Raw genomic sequence first — 15,523 nt, 5'->3', positions numbered from 1 at the left:
CTTAATTTTACCCCTGAAAAAACGACGATAAAGCGATGAAATTTACGATGCTATCCCATGAAGAGGACGAGAGACCGGTTTTCATCACCGGAAATTTTAATAAATGGAATCCCAAAGATTCGATTTACGAATTGAAACCCGCAGAAGAAAACCTGTACAGCATTGAAATCGACGCTAAAAAATTGCCCGAAAAGATTGAATACAAATATACGCGTGGCGGTTGGGGAAACGTGGAAATCGACCGTTTCGGAAACATCACTCCAAACCGAAAAGCGCTGAAAAGCGAGACCGAAAAAGAGGATGAAGTAGAAAGATGGCGGGTGAACTGGGGGCCTTTTAAAGAAGAATTTTTTCCGATTGTAGAAATAATTTCGGAGAAGTTTTTTATCCCGCAGCTCAACAGGACGCGAAAAATTTGGGCACTGCTACCCTACAATTATCACCAGACTACAAAAGATTATCCGGTACTTTACCTTCAGGACGCGCAAAACCTTTTCAACGAAGGATCAGCCTTTGGAAACTGGGAAATCGATAAGAAAATGTCGATCCTGGCAGAATACGGAAGAGGCGATGTGATTATCATCGCAATCGAAAACGGCAGCGAAGACCGCATTAAAGAATACGTTTTGGATTACAATTCCATCACCGAAAACGCAGAGGGAAAAAAATACATCCGTTTTTTGGCAGACACTTTAAAACCTTATGTTGATTCGGTGTACCGCACGAAACCCGAAAGAGAGTTTACCGGAATTGGCGGAAGTTCTTTAGGCGCACTCATCAGCATTTACAGTGGTTTTCTGTATCCGGAGGTTTATTCGAAACTCATGATCTTTTCGCCGTCTTTATGGGTAAATCCGGAGAATAATTATCCACAGATGAATTTTAAAAATCCTTACGACATCAAAGTTTACCTTTACGGGGGCGAACTGGAAGGCTCGCAAATGACGGAACGAATGGAACTTTTTGAAAAAACGATGGAAGGTTGGGAAAGTTCGCATTCGCTTCAATTTGAATTTAAAATCAGCACGAACGACGAAGGAAAACATCAGGAATTTTACTGGTCGCAGGAGTTTCCGCGGGCGGTAGAATGGCTTTTCTATGATACGCAGGAAGATCCGAAGGAGCTGGCGACGAAGGCGCAATTAATTCGCAACGAAACGAGCGGGATTTAAGGACTCAGAAATTGTTTCAAATTCCTGTGTAAGGGCAATATCCTTGAAAAAAAATCGGCGGCGGCTTCGCCGCCGCCGAAAAATTCAGCCTGAAAAATAATTAATCGATGTTCCTGTTCATTAACTTCACTGCGAGTTCATATACATTTCCGCGCATGAGATACTTAATTCGTTCTCTCGTCGTAACGGTATTCACTTCCCCATTTTTTACGATGATAATTCGGTCGCCTGTTGCGATATTCTGATCCGAGATCCAATCTTCCGGCGCGACGTCGTTTTCTTTTTCTTTCATGTTCTCGAGGACCGTTTCTGCCATTTCCTGAAATCTCGGATCATCGGAGTACAAAACTTCGTATTCCGGATCCAGTCCCACTCGAAAAGTTCTTCCATCCCTAATTAAATTTCCCGCCGTGTTGGACAGGGGATTATCGGCGCCATCGGTAAAACCAACTTCTACCAGTTCTCCGCCTTTTTCGGAAGCATAAACCTCAGCCTCATTAAAAGTCTCAAAATTGGTGATAATGGTGTAGTCTTCGAATTCGTATTTTTGAAGTCTTTCCGTGTTTTTCATAATATTATTTTTTATTTGTTGTTATATCTTCTTTTATCTCGTGCCATTCATTGTCTTTCAGTTTAGCTTCAATTTTTTCACTTTTCAAACTCTGCCGCAGGTAGGCGAACAGACTCATATATACATTCGCGATAAATACAAGGGCAAAGAATGATATCAAATAGCCGCGCCAATCGTCCAAGAGTAGTTTATACTTTGTAATGAGCAAAACAACCGCCGTAACATAGTGGCTGAAGCAATATTCGCAGGTAAAGAGGTAGAAAAATTTTCGCCCGATCAGGCGTTTGCAATTCTGAGATCGGTCTGTACAATAGTCTCTTGCCTCCTTAAAGATTTCTTCATGTGTAACGGTCCAGGCGATACAGGCAATGGGAATTGCTAGCACAAAAAGCCATGTTAACTGGTGAGAGAGCTCCATAGATTATTTTAAAATAAAGGTAGTCAAAAATTATACCCTCCTAAAAACTATGAGGAAATTGAAAACAAACTTTTTATAATCTGTTCTCTTTTTGATATTTAAAATCTAGACCGTTTCGCAAAAGCTTTCGCGGTAAATGACAAAATCCCACCATTATGCTTCTCCCATTGCCTAATTTTGCCTATTTTTAGGGCAAATTTTTAAAATGAAAAGAAAACATATTTTACTTTCGGCAGTTTTGTTTCCGGCGGTAATGGCTTTCGCGCAACAGTACGGCGGAATGTGGATTCCCACAGAGCTTAATGAAAAAGAAATGAAAGATTTGGGAATGAAGATTTCTGCCAAACAGATTTTCGATCCTTCAAAACCCAGCATAAAAGACGCTGTAGTGCAGTTCAACGGGGGTTGCACGGCTGAAATTATTTCGCCGCAAGGCTTATTGTTAACGAATCATCATTGCGGTTTCGGCCAAATTCAACAACATTCGACCGTGAAAAACGACTATTTAAGCGATGGTTTTTGGGCGAAAGATATGAACGGCGAACTTCCAAATCCGGGCGTAACCGTCGATTTCATAGCGGACATCAAAGAAGTTACGGCGCAGGTTTTAGCAGGTACGCAGAATTTAGATGATAAAGCTTCGCAAGAACTTATCGATAAAAATATTGAAGCGGTAAAAGCAACCTTTAAATTAGACCCCTGGCAAAAGGTGGTTGTAAAACCTATGTATTACGGCAATAAATATTACGCCTACCTTATCGAGACTTATAAAGACATCCGTTTGGTTGGCGCGCCACCACAAAGCATCGGTAAATTTGGGTCGGATACCGACAACTGGGTTTGGCCACGGCACACGGGAGATTTTTCGATGTTCAGAATTTACGCGGATAAAGACAACAAACCCGCAGAATATTCCAAAGACAATATTCCGTACAAACCAAAATACTTTTTGCCGGTTTCCATTAAAGATAAACAGGAAAACGATTTCACTTTCGTCTTTGGATTTCCGGGAAGAACAACTGAATATTTACCCGCAATCGCAGTCGAAAAGGTGATGAACGAAACAGATCCCACCATGATCGCGGTGCGCGAAGTAGCGCTGAAAACATTAGACGAAAAAATGCGTACCGACGCAGAGACGCATCTTAAGTACGCCGCAAAGTATGCCTCTGTAGCAAATTACTGGAAGAAATGGATCGGCGAAGTGGAAGGACTGAAAAAATCGGATGCGGTAGGCAAAAAGAAAGCTTACGAGCAGATGTTGATCACAAAAAACCCAAAGATCAAACCAACTCTAGAAGAACTGAACCGGCTTTACACCGAGCAAGCGCGCTTCACCCTGAATAAAGCTTTTTATTCGGAGACCGTGCGTAATGCGGAAACTCTTACACTGGCGAATTATTTCTATAACTATCTGCAAGCGGCAGAAGCGGGGAAAATGGATGCTAAAACCGCAGATAATTTCAAATCGAGACTGGCAGGAATTTATCAAAATTACGATGGCGAACTGGACGCGAAAGTGACTGCGAAACTCCTGGCTTTGTATGCAAACAAAACCCAGCAACAGTTTTTACCAGCAGGTTTCGATCAATATAAAAACGAAAACACCAATCTTTCCACGATTGAAAAATGGTCTAAAAACTCTGTGATTACAGGCCGCGGCACTTTAAATGGAGCCACAACAAATTCCGATATCGATAAGGTTTTTGCAGATCAAAATGCTTTGGTTAAAAATTTGAAAAGCGATCCTTTGATGAAACTGTTTACGGATTTCAGACAAACCTATATGAAAACCACGGACGCTCAGTTTACAGATTATCAAAATCAGATCGACGTTCTTCAGAAGAAATACATGGCGCAGCAAATGGAAACGGATAAGGACCGCGTTTTCTTTCCGGATGCCAACTCTACCCTTCGCGTAACTTATGGAAAAGTTAAAGGTTCTGAACCTCGTGACGCCGTTAGTTATGGTTACCAAACGCACGTCGCGGGAATTATGGAGAAATATGTTCCCGGAGATTATGAGTTTGATGTTCCGAAAAAATTAATTCAGCTTTATAACACGAAAGATTATGGCATTTATAAAGATAAAACGGGCGATGTTCCGGTAAATTTCACGGCAACCAACCATACGACCGGCGGAAATTCCGGAAGTCCGGCTTTGGATGCGAACGGAAATTTAATCGGGCTTAACTTCGACAGACAGTGGGAAGGAACGATGAGTGACATTAATTTCGATCCGCGTTTCAGCCGAAATATTATGGTCGACACGAAGTATATTCTTTTCATCATTGATAAATATGCCGATGCAAAATGGCTGATCAAGGAGATGAAAATTGTAAAATAACACTCTTAGTATTGTGTTTCGAAAGCTTAAACTTTAAATCCCGTGAAAATTTTTCACGGGATTTTTTAATAATGGGCACCAAAAAACTCCGGACTTATTTCCGGAGTTATGCGTCTTCATGGTTTTTAGTTTATATTTTTTAGCAGAACGTCATTCAAATGCTTTCTGTTTTGCTTTACAAATATCATCAAAACCAGCCGCGCAGGCAAGCGTAAAAACACCCAAAGTCATCTAATGTTTTTAAAATCTGCCCGAATGGCCAGCGTTTAATCGCAATTGCAGTCCGCACGGCGGTGCCTTTTCATCTCGCTGTCCCAAAAAGGATAGATTTTTACAGCAATATAAAAATCGCCGGCGTGCAACTTTTTCTGTTTGAAGAATAAAGGAAAAACATTGGAACTTCCCAAAATTAAGGGTCCGAGACGAACATAGCCACCAAACTGCAAATTTTGGTACTCATACAGCGAAACAGAGACGCCATAGCCCACGACAGGTTTATGCACCGTGTAGGAAACATTAAATATATTACTTCTTTTCAGCGAGTTTTCGAAAATCGGCATCCTCTGAATCAGATCTGCACTAAGATATTGGTGCGCGCCCACATTTCTGCTCACATTCAGATGAAGACTGGTGGGCAAACCGATTTGGAAATCTGTTCCCTGTAATGAAGCGTTTTCATCACCATAAACTTCCTTGCTTAAAACATGGAGATACTCCTGCGGACTGTCGAATTTCGTATTATCCAAATTGGGATTATTAACTATTTTAACTGAACCGCCCTGAAAAACATGTCGCTCACCCGCAAAATTCACTTTACCGACATCTAAAATATTTAGGCCGGCTTTAAAATAATAATCCTCCGAATCTTCCATGGGATCGACGACGGCAATTCCAAAATCCAAACCGAAACCTTTGCCCAGCTGCTCTAATTCGTACCGATCGTTTTCAAAATTATAGTTTGTGGCAAAATCGGCTTCAATATCGTACTTCGACGCATAAATGGTTTTCTTTTCAACGCCGGCAACCTCTTCAGTTGTTCTTTGCAAATTCAAAGCAGACCGGCTCCTGATCTGCAGCGCGTCGAAACCTATTTCGTATTTAAGATTCGCGCCAATAATCCACTGATATGTTGAGTAAGGAAAAATTTCCGTTCCAAGATTTAACCCAATTTCTCCCCAGTTCATCAGGTTAATTTGGAAGGGCTGAAGCGCATAGTTTTCCGGCTCCGTTACACGCTGGTTGCTGAATTTCAAATAATTATCAACATCCAGTGCAGAAGTTTGTGTTCGTAATCTCGAAAATAATCCGAGGCTGAAAACTTTTTCTTTGATGCTCGTTTTTAAACTGAACGAAGGTCCCAAAATATCGGAGGAAAAATGATAATTCCCGAAATCGCTGTTATAAAAATCCAAAACATTCGAAGTGTTTGTTCCATTGATATTTTTGGTATGGTTTACCGATTTAATTTCTGCGTTCCGAAGCCCTAAAAAACTCTGATCGGAGATGTAGGCATAATCATTTTGCAGAAAAACATCTTCTGAAAAGAGATTAACGTCCCATGGATTGGGATTTAAAAAAGGTTGTGTGGGAGAAATTGTGGCAGCATTAATTCCGCTGAAGCGATCATTCCTAAAAGCTAAATTTTCCTGAGCAAAGAAAAAGTCAGGAAATAATATCAGCAAAAATATGGCGGAAGAGATGGAACGCACCCTTTGTTTATTTCTTAACGAAATAATTAAAAGTAAAGTATAAAGTGATTCAATAAAAGAAATAGAGCGAAAAATTTTCGCTCTATGAACAGTCTTATTTTAATATCCGAAAATCTCCTCCAGATCAAGTTCGTGGAAGTCGCCCATTTTATTCAGGGCCTGCACATCGAGGTTTTCTTTTTTTCCGATAATGGCGGTATTGTATTGTAATGGTCGCATCTCGGTATCGTAGAAAACGGTGAGATCTGCTAAAGTTAGATTTTGAATTTCTTCGTACATATCTTTTCGGATATCGTAATCGATTCCTAATTTCTGCAGATTCAGATGATTAAAGAAGATATTGGTTCGGTTTACGCGTGCGGCGGCGATCTGTTTTAAGGCGGAATTTTTCGCGTTGTTGAACTGCGTTTGAACCTGCGGCAGGTCTGCCATCAATTCATCCATCGCATGCACGGCGAGAGCAAGTTTGTTGGCCTGCGTGCCGATGTACGTGGTTATGTAATCCGGATGGTTCAATCTCGCATTTGTTGCGTAGGAAACGTAGGCGGAATACGCCAAACTTTTGCTCTCCCGAATTTCCTGAAATACAATTGACGAAAGTCCGCGTCCGAAATATTCGTTGAAAACATTAATTTTTCCAAAATTCTTCAGATTTACGTTCTTTCCCCTCGCAATTTTGCTCATTTCCGTTTGAACCATGTCGTACGTCGTAAAATACACTTTACCCGCTGTGGCTGGTTCTGCGTATTTTTTCTTTGGTGGTACTGCAAATTTCTCCGCTTCCACGAAGCTTTTTACCTCCTCCTGGAATTTAGTGAAATCATTTCCATAAAAGAAAATTTCGTACGGCATGTAAAGAAGATCCTGAATTTTCTGCGTCATTTCCTCGGACTGAATTTCCTTTAGTCTTTGTTTGGAAACCACATCGGTAAAGCGGGATTCTTTCCCAAATTTCGCATAGCTGGAAAGCGCTGCCATAATTCGGCCCTTATCCTTTTTCGCCACTTCCCGGCCTTCAAGAATGATCTGTACATTTTTTTCGTAGACCTCCTGATCCGGCTTTGCATGCTGCATCCAGTTTTTTAAAAGCTGAATTCCTTTTGGCATATTTTCTTCTAAACCTCGCAGAGAAATCATCAGCTGGTCCGCCGTGGTTCGGAAATCATTGGAAATGCCCAATTTAAAAAACTCCTGATTAAGTTCATCGGCACTGTATTCCCCCGTTCCCAAATACTGTAAAACCTGCGTTGCCAGACCAAGTTCTTTGTCGTGATCACTTCCGAACGGAAAAATAAAGTAAACCTGCGCGATGTCGTTGTACTGATTTTCGACAAAACTCGCTTTTTTCCCCGCAATTTCCGTCGTCTCAATGGATTTTCCGTAATCAATAAATTTGGGTTCAATCTCGGGTGATTTTTCCTTTAATATATCTTTTAAAAAGTCCGACTGCGCATCCTTGTTTAGTTTAATGGGTGTAATCCCAGGGTTTTCCACACGAATCAGCTCCTCATTAATGCCTTTTTCTTTTTTGATAACGACGTAATTATCTTTGAAAAAAACGTTTGCAAATTGTACGATGTCGTCTTTCGTGATTTTTGCATATTCTTCAATTTCGTTCAGTTCGTCTGCCCACTTCTGGTCGTTGATAAATGTTCCGTAAAGCATGGTTGCTAAACCATCGGCAGTTTCGAAGGCTTTCCGCTGCTGAATTTTCATGTCGTTAATGATTGCCGGGATAAGCCATTCGGCAAAATCGCCCTTCTTTACAAGATCTATTTGCTCCAATAACAACTCTTTGGCTTCCTCCAAAGACTGATCATTTTTTGGAACGATCACCAGAGAAAAAGTACCGTAATTTTTGAAAGCCGAGGCATATGCCAAGGCACGCAAAGCTTTCTGACTTTGATTGATATTCAAATCGATAAGCCCCGATTCGCCGGAATTAGATAAAATATTGGCCACCATATCTGCCAACCTGGACTCGCGGGTTCCATAAGAATCTGTTCTCCAGGCCATCTGTAAACGTTCGGTGGAGGGACTTTTTACAGTTCTTTCCACGATCTTTTCCATCGGTTCTTCAATAATCTTTGCCTTCTTCGGGAGTTCGCGGTATTTAAACGTTCCAAAATACTGGTCAACGAGCTGAATCGTTTTGTCGAAATCCAGATCTCCTACCAAAACCATCGCATAATTATTGGGCACGTAATATTCATCAAAATATTTGTGGATCGCCACCATCGAGGGATTTTTCAAATGTTCCGATTTTCCCAGCGTGGTTTGCTGACCGTTGGGATGTGTCGGAAAAAGCGCATCCATCAGTTCGTAATTCACGAGTCGGGCATCGTTATCCTGCGCGCGGTTAAATTCTTCGTAAACGGCTTCGAGTTCCGTATGAAATAATCTCAAGGTCAGCTCAGAAAACCGCTCTTTCTCAATTTTAAGCCACTTTTCCAGCTCATTATTCGGAATGTTATTTTTATAAACCGTTTCGTCCAGCCACGTGTGCGCATTCGTCCCCGACGCGCCCAAAGAGGAAATCGCTTTGTCATACTCGTTCGCAATAGCGTATTGGCTGGCCTCCTGAGAAACCTGATCGATCTGGTGATAAAGAACTTTCTTTTTTCCGGATCCTGCTCCAATTTATGGGCTTCGTAAAGCGCGGAAATTTCATCCAAAAGCGGCTTTTCTTTCGCCCAATCTGCCGAGGCCAATTTAGACGTTCCTTTAAACATCATATGCTCCAGGTAATGCGCCAAACCAGTATTATCGGCTGGATCGTTATTACTTCCGGTTCTTACGGGAATGTAGGTTTGAATTTTCGGAGCATCGAAATTTTGGGCGAGGTAAACCTTTAAACCATTCTTCAAGGTGTAAATTCTCACCCCGTTTTTATCATCGGCAACTCTTTCGTAAGAATATCCTGCTTTATCGGTCAGTATTTGGGTTTCCTGTTCTTGGTCTTTCGTCATGAAGATTCCTGCTTTTTAATTGAATTTGGTTAAAAATAATAACTGTTTCCAGAATTAATGAGGTTTCAGCATGTTTTTTGGGTCCAGAATTTCATCCAGTTTTTCCTGAGAAAGCATGCCTTTTTCCAGGACCAAATTGTAAACACTTTGCCCTGTTTCCAAGGCTTCTTTTGCGATTTCCGTTGAATTTTTGTAGCCGATGTATGGATTTAATGCTGTTACAATGCCGATGCTGTGTTTTACCATATTAAGGCAAATTTCTTTATTGGCGGTGATTCCGGTAATGCACTTTTCACGCAGTGTATCTAAAGCGTTGCCTAAAAACATATTGCTTTCCATGATCGAATGGCAAAGAACCGGTTCCATGACGTTCAGCTGCAACTGTCCGGCTTCGGCAGCAAAAGTGACCGTTAAATCGTTGCCGATGACTTTATAGCAAACCTGATTCACCACTTCGGGAATGACTGGATTAACCTTCCCGGGCATAATGGAGGATCCGGGTTGCATTGGCGGAAGATTAATTTCGAAAAATCCTGCCCGTGGCCCGGATGAAAGCAATCGTAAATCATTACAGATTTTAGACAGCTTTACGGCAAGTCTTTTCATTGCAGAGGAATAAATCACATAAGATCCCGTGTCCGGCGTAGCTTCAACTAAATTGGGGGAAGAAATGATGGGATAACCCGTAATTTGAGCAAGGTTTTTCGCACAAAGATTAGCGTAACCAACAGGAGCGTTAAGTCCCGTCCCAATGGCGGTTGCACCCATGTTGATCTCTACAAAAAGATTCGCGTTATTGTTCAGTTTGGAAATATCTTCTTCCAAAGTTGCCGCGTAGGCTTCAAATTCCTGGCCCATCGTCATGGGAACAGCATCCTGAAGCTGTGTTCGTCCCATTTTGATGACGTCTTGAAATTCTAAACCTTTTTGGCGAAAAGCAGTGATGGTTTTCTTCAGTTTCTCCACCAGTTCCCTGTTCATGTGCAGCAGAGCCATCTTTATGGCCGTTGGGTAAGCATCATTTGTAGACTGCGATAAATTGATATGGTCGTTGGGCGAACAGTACTGATAATCGCCTTTCTCCTTGCCTAATTTTTCTAAAACAATATTGGCAATGACTTCGTTCGCGTTCATATTTACCGAAGTTCCTGCGCCACCCTGAATCATGTCTATAGGAAATTCTTCGTGGAATTTTCCCGCAAGCAGATCATCGCAGCTTTCCGCAATTTTTTTATATAAATTATCTTCCAACAGACCTAATTCGTAATTCGTTTTGGCCGCCGCTTTTTTCACCATCGCCAAAGCTTTAATGAAGTGCGGATAGGAAGAAAGATACTGACCGGATATTTTAAAATTTTCGATCGCTCTTTGGGTTTGAACGCCATAATATGCATTTGCAGGAACCTGTAGCGTGCCTAGCAAATCACTTTCATCTCTGAAATTTTCCATAAAAATAATTTGTTGAAAAGTTAAGGTTTATTTGTCGGACTGTAAAATGAGAAGTCTTTTTAATCCTATAAAAAACGGACGATCTGGATCGCCCGCTTGTAGATTTATATTAAAATAATTTTTCTATTTAAATTTTTTGAAGCAGTTTATTTCGAAGGATATTTTTGATTTAAGGCCTGTAGAATGGCCCAGGTTTCCACATCCATCATCCCGTCGTACATTTCCGGACGGAAATGATACTGAAAGGCCTCGATGGTTTTCTTTGTAGCATCATCGTAAGTGCCGGAAGGCTCGATACCGTATCCTAAATTTCTCAGCGCCGTTTGATATTTAAATATAAACTGTGGACTGGCCATCTGCATGGCAAAAACATCTGCATCCGTCATGTCCGAAAAACCCTGCTTTGTGGCGTCGTCATACCACATACCAACCTGATAGTCGTCGTAAAGCTTTTTCCAGGGAAACTTTGGTCCGGGATCCTGTTTTCTTGTGGGTGCAATATCAGAATGTCCCAAAATGTTCGTTGCGGGAATCATATAACGCGTGGCAATATCTTTTACCAAAGCGGCCACTTTTTTAATCTGCGCCTCATCAAATTCGGGAAAAATTTTCACTCCGGTCGAATCGGTAACATATCCGCCATTCACAATTTCGATTCCGATGGAAGTATCGTTTAGCATTTTATCATTTCTCCACTGGCTGATTCCGGCGTGATAGGATCTTTTGTTCTCGTCCACCAACTGGTAAATTTCGCGGTCATCAAGATTATTAACCAGATAATGCGCGCTAACGGATTGTTGCGTAAGAACAATTACCGATTTATCGTCATCTAAGGCAGTATAATGCAAAATGATGTATTTCTGGCGGAAGTTTTGTCCAATGGACGGAAAATAAGTCTTAACCACTTTATATCCCGCGGGATTTGCACTAACGATCGATCCGTAACTGATGGTATTGTCGTTTTTGGCCGCGTCGGCGATATTTACCTTATAAAATTCATTTTTACCTTCATGTTTAACTTCGGCATTGGGGCGCGTTGGAACGGGCGGTTTTGGTTTCGTAGAAACGGTTGCAGCAGGCGGTTTCGGTTTTGGTGCAACTTTCTGAATATTTTTTTGAGAACCACAGGAAATTACCAGAAAACTTAATCCTATGAGATATAACGATTTACGCATTTTTAAGTAGTTTAATTTAATTATGATCCAAAAATACAAAAAAATATAAGTAAAAACTTTTGGTTAGTAGTGAAAACTATTTTATATTTGCACTCGCAATTACAGAAAAGAAGTTCTTAAAAAAGCATTGCAAAAGGAGGGTTGCCAGAGTGGTTAATGGAGCAGTTTGCTAAACTGTCGACCTGCAAGGGTCGCGTGGGTTCGAATCCCACACCCTCCGCAACCTTCAGAACAATTTTACTCGGGGCGTAGCGTAGTCCGGTCATCGCGCCTGGTTTGGGACCAGGAGGTCGCAGGTTCGAATCCTGCCGCCCCGACTTAAAAGAAAACTCTTTCGAGAGTTTTCTTTTTTTTAAAAATCATCTTCCCAAAGGTGTATAAATCCCAACAATGGGTGCGTAGCTCAGCTGGATAGAGCATCTGCCTTCTAAGCAGACGGTCCCAGGTTCGAATCCTGGCGCGCTCACTTAAAACTTCATCATTTGGTGAAGTTTTTTTTTGTTTAAATTTTAAAAATATCGGATAGGCTTTATGTATTTTGAATTTAAAAACTGAAAGAAAGTCTCGCCAAATTCCTAAATTTGCACCCTATCAAATCAATTTCATGCCATTACAAATTATCAATTTAACGAAGAAATTTGGAGAGCAGGTTGCTTTGCGCCAAATTAATATCGACATCAACACTAACGAGATTATTGGGCTGCTGGGGCCCAACGGTGCGGGAAAATCAACGTTGATGAAATCGATTGTGGGCGTGCTGAAAATTGATGAAGGCCAAATTTTATTCGACGGAAAAGATATTCGTGAGGATGAGATCGCCACGAAGAAAAGAATGGGTTTTCTGCCCGAAAACAATCCCCTCTACGCTGAAATGTATGTAAAAGAGTATTTGAGTTTCGTGGCAGATCTGCATGAAATTTCAAAGGAGAGAATTGAGGAAGTGATCGATTTGGTAGGAATTACGCCCGAAAAATCGAAGAAAATTTCGCAGTTGTCCAAAGGATATCAGCAAAGAGTCGGGCTCGCGCAGGCAATCCTGCATTCACCGGATCTTTTAATTTTAGATGAACCGACGAATGGTCTGGATCCCAATCAGATCATCGAAATTCGAAATGTTATTAAGCAAATCGGAAAAGAGAAAACCATTATTCTTTCCACCCACATCATGCAGGAAGTAGAAGCGCTTTGTTCGCGCGTTATTTTAATCCACGAGGGAAAAATCCTTCAGGATTCTAATATTGAAGATTTTAAAGGCAGGTACGGCAGTTTGGAAGAAGCCTTCGCGGGCTATACGCAATAAAAAAGTCCTGAAATAGATTATTATTTCAGGACTTTTTAAAACTATTTGAGCAATTTTAGATCTTCTCGATATTATCGGTAAGGGAATTCATGAAATTCTGCAAGGGTTTTTCGACCATCATTTTGATGAAAGGATTAAATTTTCCTTCAAAAAGCAACTGAACTTCAGTTTGGGTTTCATTGATCGCGTTCATCGCGCCTTTCAGCGTAAAATCTAAGCTGGAACTCGCCGATTTTAAAATAACCTGACTTTCGGTTACCTCTTCAATTTTCAAGGCAATTTCGGGCATTCCTTTCAAACTGAATTTAAAACCATTGTCGCGGACTTCAAAACTTTGCAGAGATTCCGGCATCAACGATTTATAGTCTTCCGGATTTTTTAAAAGATTCACCAACTCGTCGGCTGATTTATTAACAACAATCTTGCGTCCTTCTAGATTCATTTTTATATTTTTGTATTATTTAAAACATTACAAATGTATAAAGTTTTTGTGAATGAAAAAAGGTTAACGTTAAGTAAGTATCCGGAAAACATGGAAAAAAACCTGCGCTTCGAAGGATTTGCCAGTCTGGAGATTGCTGTTGATCTTTTGGAAAACACATCGTGCCCGGAGATGAATGTTTACGGCGAAAACATCGACGAAATTTGGGAAGACTTCACGCATATGTTTAAAGTTATTGAAGCAGCCGGCGGCATCGTGAAAAACCAAAATGGTGATCTTCTCTTTATCCGCAGACTTGGGAAATGGGATTTACCGAAAGGAAAAGTAGAGGAAGGAGAATCTCTGGAGCAGGCGGCCTTGCACGAAATTGAAGAAGAAACGGGCTTGAAGGAACTTATTTTAGAGGAATTCATTAACAATACTTTTCACATTTACACCGAACGGAACGGTGAAAAAATTCTGAAAACAACGTACTGGTTCCGCATTAATTATTTAGGGGATGAAACGCCGATACCCCAGATAGAGGAAGGAATTTCGGAAGTGTCCTGGAAAAATGCCGATGCCATCTCCACCGACGTGCTGCCCATGACCTTCAACAATATTAAATTAATCCTGGATGATTACTGGGTGTTGAATTAAGGAATAAAGTTTAATATCTGTTCCAGCGCAATACCGCGCGATGCTTTCAGTAAAATATTTTTGGACGTAATTCTGTTGTTTTCTAAAACTGCAGACAGTTCTGCGGAATCTTTATACGTATGAAATGTCGTGTTCACTTTTTTAAAGTGACTTCCTACTGTGATGATCTCCTCAAAATCGAGGCTTTGAGCGAGATCCAGAATCATTTGGTGTTCGTTTTCAGATTCCTCACCCAATTCGAGCATATCGCCAATTATAACTGTTTTTGAGCCCGTAAACCGGCTGAAATTCTTCAGCGATTCGGCCATCGAACTTGGGTTGGCATTGTAGGTATCAAGGACAAAAACTTTCCCGTTTCTTTCCAGGACCTGTGATCTCATATTGGTAGGAACGTAATTTTCGATGGCATTTTTGATGTCTTCAAATTCAACATTAAAATGAAGACCTAAACTTGCGGCGGCGCAAAGGTTTGTAAAATTATAACTTCCGGTTAACTGCGATTGAGCCTTGCTTCCTTTAAAACTTAAACCCACAAAATTTTCGTGGGAAAATTCTTCAAAATAAAATTCAGAAGTTTCCTTTCCAAACGTAATTTTATTGGAATAACCTTGCGTTTTTTCTACCTGAATGGGATCGTTCTCATTCACCAAAACAGTTTCAGCATTTTCGAGAAGATAACGGTACATTTCCGATTTGCCTTCGATAACACCCTCTATCCCACCGAAACCTTCAAGGTGAGCCTTGCCGAAATTGGTAATATAACCTAAAGTTGGCCGCGTTAACCTGCATAAAAACTCGATCTCTTTTTGATGATTGGCACCCATTTCAACCACCGCCATTTGGTGCGCCGGCTTGATTGAAAGTAAAGTTAAAGGAACGCCAATGTGGTTGTTCAGGTTTCCAAAGGTATACTGAACATTATATTTTTGCGACAAAACCGCATGAATGATTTCTTTCGTCGTAGTCTTCCCGTTGCTTCCCGTTAACGCGATAATCGGAATGGTAAGATGGTTGCGGTGAAGAACAGCCAATTCCTGCAAAAAATCGAGTGTTGACGGAACATAAAAAATGTTTCTTTCTGTATTTTCAAATTCTTTCTGTTCCACAATCGCGGCAAGAGCACCTTTATCGATTGCATCTTCTGCAAAGGTTGCGGCGTTATATTTTTCGCCGGAAAAGGCAAAGAAAATATCATTTTTTTCAACCTTGCGATTGTCGATGGTTACTTTTTCTGAGTTTAAAAAAAGGGGATAAAACGAGGCTGCATTCATCTGTCAAAAATAAAAAATCCTTCTGCAAATACAGAAGGATTTAGAGAATATTTTAAAATAT

Annotated in this window: 11 protein-coding genes, 3 tRNA genes and 1 pseudogene; 7 read left to right on the top strand and 8 right to left on the bottom strand. The window is 40.8% G+C overall.

Annotation, left to right across the window (positions count from 1 at the left end; genetic code table 11):
* Positions 1 to 35: 35 nt before the first annotated feature.
* A complete protein-coding gene (locus L0B70_RS09645; protein WP_235141589.1) occupies positions 36 to 1,172 on the top strand; it encodes an alpha/beta hydrolase-fold protein in 1,137 nt (378 codons plus the stop codon).
* Between the two features lie 100 nt (positions 1,173 to 1,272).
* Here the strand turns inward: L0B70_RS09645 and L0B70_RS09640 are convergent, their stop codons facing one another.
* Together L0B70_RS09640 and L0B70_RS09635 are read right to left on the bottom strand one after the other, a co-directional pair.
* A complete protein-coding gene (locus tag L0B70_RS09640) occupies positions 1,273 to 1,743 on the bottom strand; it encodes a hypothetical protein (RefSeq protein WP_235141588.1) in 471 nt (156 codons plus the stop codon).
* A gap of 4 nt (positions 1,744 to 1,747) precedes the next feature.
* Positions 1,748 to 2,161, bottom strand: coding sequence for a hypothetical protein (locus L0B70_RS09635; protein WP_235141587.1), 414 nt, complete (start codon positions 2,159 to 2,161; stop codon positions 1,748 to 1,750).
* Between the two features lie 205 nt (positions 2,162 to 2,366).
* Between L0B70_RS09635 and L0B70_RS09630 the strand changes: the two genes are divergently transcribed.
* Complete coding sequence (locus L0B70_RS09630) at positions 2,367 to 4,508, top strand: S46 family peptidase (RefSeq protein WP_235141586.1); 2,142 nt, start codon at positions 2,367 to 2,369, stop codon at positions 4,506 to 4,508.
* 266 nt (positions 4,509 to 4,774) lie between these two features.
* Here the strand turns inward: L0B70_RS09630 and L0B70_RS09625 are convergent, their stop codons facing one another.
* From L0B70_RS09625 to L0B70_RS09610, 4 genes and pseudogenes are all read right to left on the bottom strand, one after another.
* The gene (locus tag L0B70_RS09625) at positions 4,775 to 6,217 is read right to left on the bottom strand and encodes a hypothetical protein (RefSeq protein WP_235141585.1); all 1,443 of its coding nucleotides are present in this window, start codon (positions 6,215 to 6,217) and stop codon (positions 4,775 to 4,777) included.
* A gap of 99 nt (positions 6,218 to 6,316) precedes the next feature.
* Positions 6,317 to 9,186, bottom strand: a pseudogene (locus tag L0B70_RS09620) (M16 family metallopeptidase).
* Between the two features lie 54 nt (positions 9,187 to 9,240).
* Positions 9,241 to 10,635, bottom strand: a complete 1,395-nt coding sequence (aspA, locus tag L0B70_RS09615) for an aspartate ammonia-lyase (protein ID WP_235141584.1) — start codon at positions 10,633 to 10,635, stop codon at positions 9,241 to 9,243.
* A 146-nt stretch (positions 10,636 to 10,781) separates the two neighbouring features.
* Positions 10,782 to 11,810 (bottom strand): N-acetylmuramoyl-L-alanine amidase, encoded by a 1,029-nt coding sequence (locus L0B70_RS09610; RefSeq protein ID WP_235141583.1) that lies wholly within the window; start codon positions 11,808 to 11,810, stop codon positions 10,782 to 10,784.
* Between the two features lie 135 nt (positions 11,811 to 11,945).
* On the opposite strand from L0B70_RS09610, the gene L0B70_RS09605 reads away from it, so the two are divergent.
* The 4 genes from L0B70_RS09605 to L0B70_RS09590 all read left to right on the top strand — a co-directional run bounded on the left by L0B70_RS09605 (position 11,946) and on the right by L0B70_RS09590 (position 13,110).
* A tRNA-Ser gene (locus L0B70_RS09605) sits at positions 11,946 to 12,030 on the top strand.
* Positions 12,031 to 12,052: 22 nt separating this feature from the next.
* Positions 12,053 to 12,127: transfer RNA gene (locus L0B70_RS09600), tRNA-Pro, on the top strand.
* A gap of 75 nt (positions 12,128 to 12,202) precedes the next feature.
* Positions 12,203 to 12,276: transfer RNA gene (locus tag L0B70_RS09595), tRNA-Arg, on the top strand.
* 138 nt (positions 12,277 to 12,414) lie between these two features.
* Positions 12,415 to 13,110 carry an ABC transporter ATP-binding protein gene (locus L0B70_RS09590; RefSeq protein WP_235141582.1) on the top strand — a complete coding sequence of 232 codons (696 nt, stop codon included), beginning with the start codon at positions 12,415 to 12,417 and terminating at the stop codon, positions 13,108 to 13,110.
* Positions 13,111 to 13,165: 55 nt separating this feature from the next.
* Here L0B70_RS09590 and L0B70_RS09585 read toward each other — a convergent pair whose 3' ends face one another.
* Positions 13,166 to 13,552, bottom strand: coding sequence for an SRPBCC domain-containing protein (locus L0B70_RS09585; protein WP_235141581.1), 387 nt, complete (start codon positions 13,550 to 13,552; stop codon positions 13,166 to 13,168).
* Between the two features lie 33 nt (positions 13,553 to 13,585).
* Between L0B70_RS09585 and L0B70_RS09580 the strand changes: the two genes are divergently transcribed.
* The gene (locus tag L0B70_RS09580; RefSeq protein ID WP_235141580.1) at positions 13,586 to 14,191 is read left to right on the top strand and encodes an NUDIX hydrolase; all 606 of its coding nucleotides are present in this window, start codon (positions 13,586 to 13,588) and stop codon (positions 14,189 to 14,191) included.
* On the opposite strand, the gene murF is transcribed toward L0B70_RS09580, so the two are convergent.
* Positions 14,188 to 15,462: a UDP-N-acetylmuramoyl-tripeptide--D-alanyl-D-alanine ligase gene (gene murF, locus L0B70_RS09575; RefSeq protein ID WP_235141579.1), complete on the bottom strand. Its 1,275-nt coding sequence runs from the start codon at positions 15,460 to 15,462 to the stop codon at positions 14,188 to 14,190. The two genes, L0B70_RS09580 and murF, sit on opposite strands and share 4 nt — an antisense overlap.
* Positions 15,463 to 15,523: the final 61 nt, after the last annotated feature.

The organism is Kaistella sp. 97-N-M2, assembly GCF_021513235.1.
GTDB lineage: Bacteria > Bacteroidota > Bacteroidia > Flavobacteriales > Weeksellaceae > Kaistella.
Note: the sequence above shows the minus strand (reverse complement) of the source record. Positions and strands in the feature narration are given on the sequence as shown.

What these genes read in the sequence shown, in the direction of transcription:
- L0B70_RS09645 (WP_235141589.1), top strand. Translation starts at nt 36, where the DNA reads ATGAAATTTACGATGCTATCCCATGAAGAGGACGAGAGACCGGTTTTC.
- L0B70_RS09640 (WP_235141588.1), bottom strand. Translation starts at nt 1,743, where the DNA reads ATGAAAAACACGGAAAGACTTCAAAAATACGAATTCGAAGACTACACC.
- L0B70_RS09635 (WP_235141587.1), bottom strand. Translation starts at nt 2,161, where the DNA reads ATGGAGCTCTCTCACCAGTTAACATGGCTTTTTGTGCTAGCAATTCCC.
- L0B70_RS09630 (WP_235141586.1), top strand. Translation starts at nt 2,367, where the DNA reads ATGAAAAGAAAACATATTTTACTTTCGGCAGTTTTGTTTCCGGCGGTA.
- aspA (WP_235141584.1), bottom strand. Translation starts at nt 10,635, where the DNA reads ATGGAAAATTTCAGAGATGAAAGTGATTTGCTAGGCACGCTACAGGTT.
- L0B70_RS09610 (WP_235141583.1), bottom strand. Translation starts at nt 11,810, where the DNA reads ATGCGTAAATCGTTATATCTCATAGGATTAAGTTTTCTGGTAATTTCC.
- L0B70_RS09590 (WP_235141582.1), top strand. Translation starts at nt 12,415, where the DNA reads ATGCCATTACAAATTATCAATTTAACGAAGAAATTTGGAGAGCAGGTT.
- L0B70_RS09585 (WP_235141581.1), bottom strand. Translation starts at nt 13,552, where the DNA reads ATGAATCTAGAAGGACGCAAGATTGTTGTTAATAAATCAGCCGACGAG.
- L0B70_RS09580 (WP_235141580.1), top strand. Translation starts at nt 13,586, where the DNA reads ATGTATAAAGTTTTTGTGAATGAAAAAAGGTTAACGTTAAGTAAGTAT.
- murF (WP_235141579.1), bottom strand. Translation starts at nt 15,462, where the DNA reads ATGAATGCAGCCTCGTTTTATCCCCTTTTTTTAAACTCAGAAAAAGTA.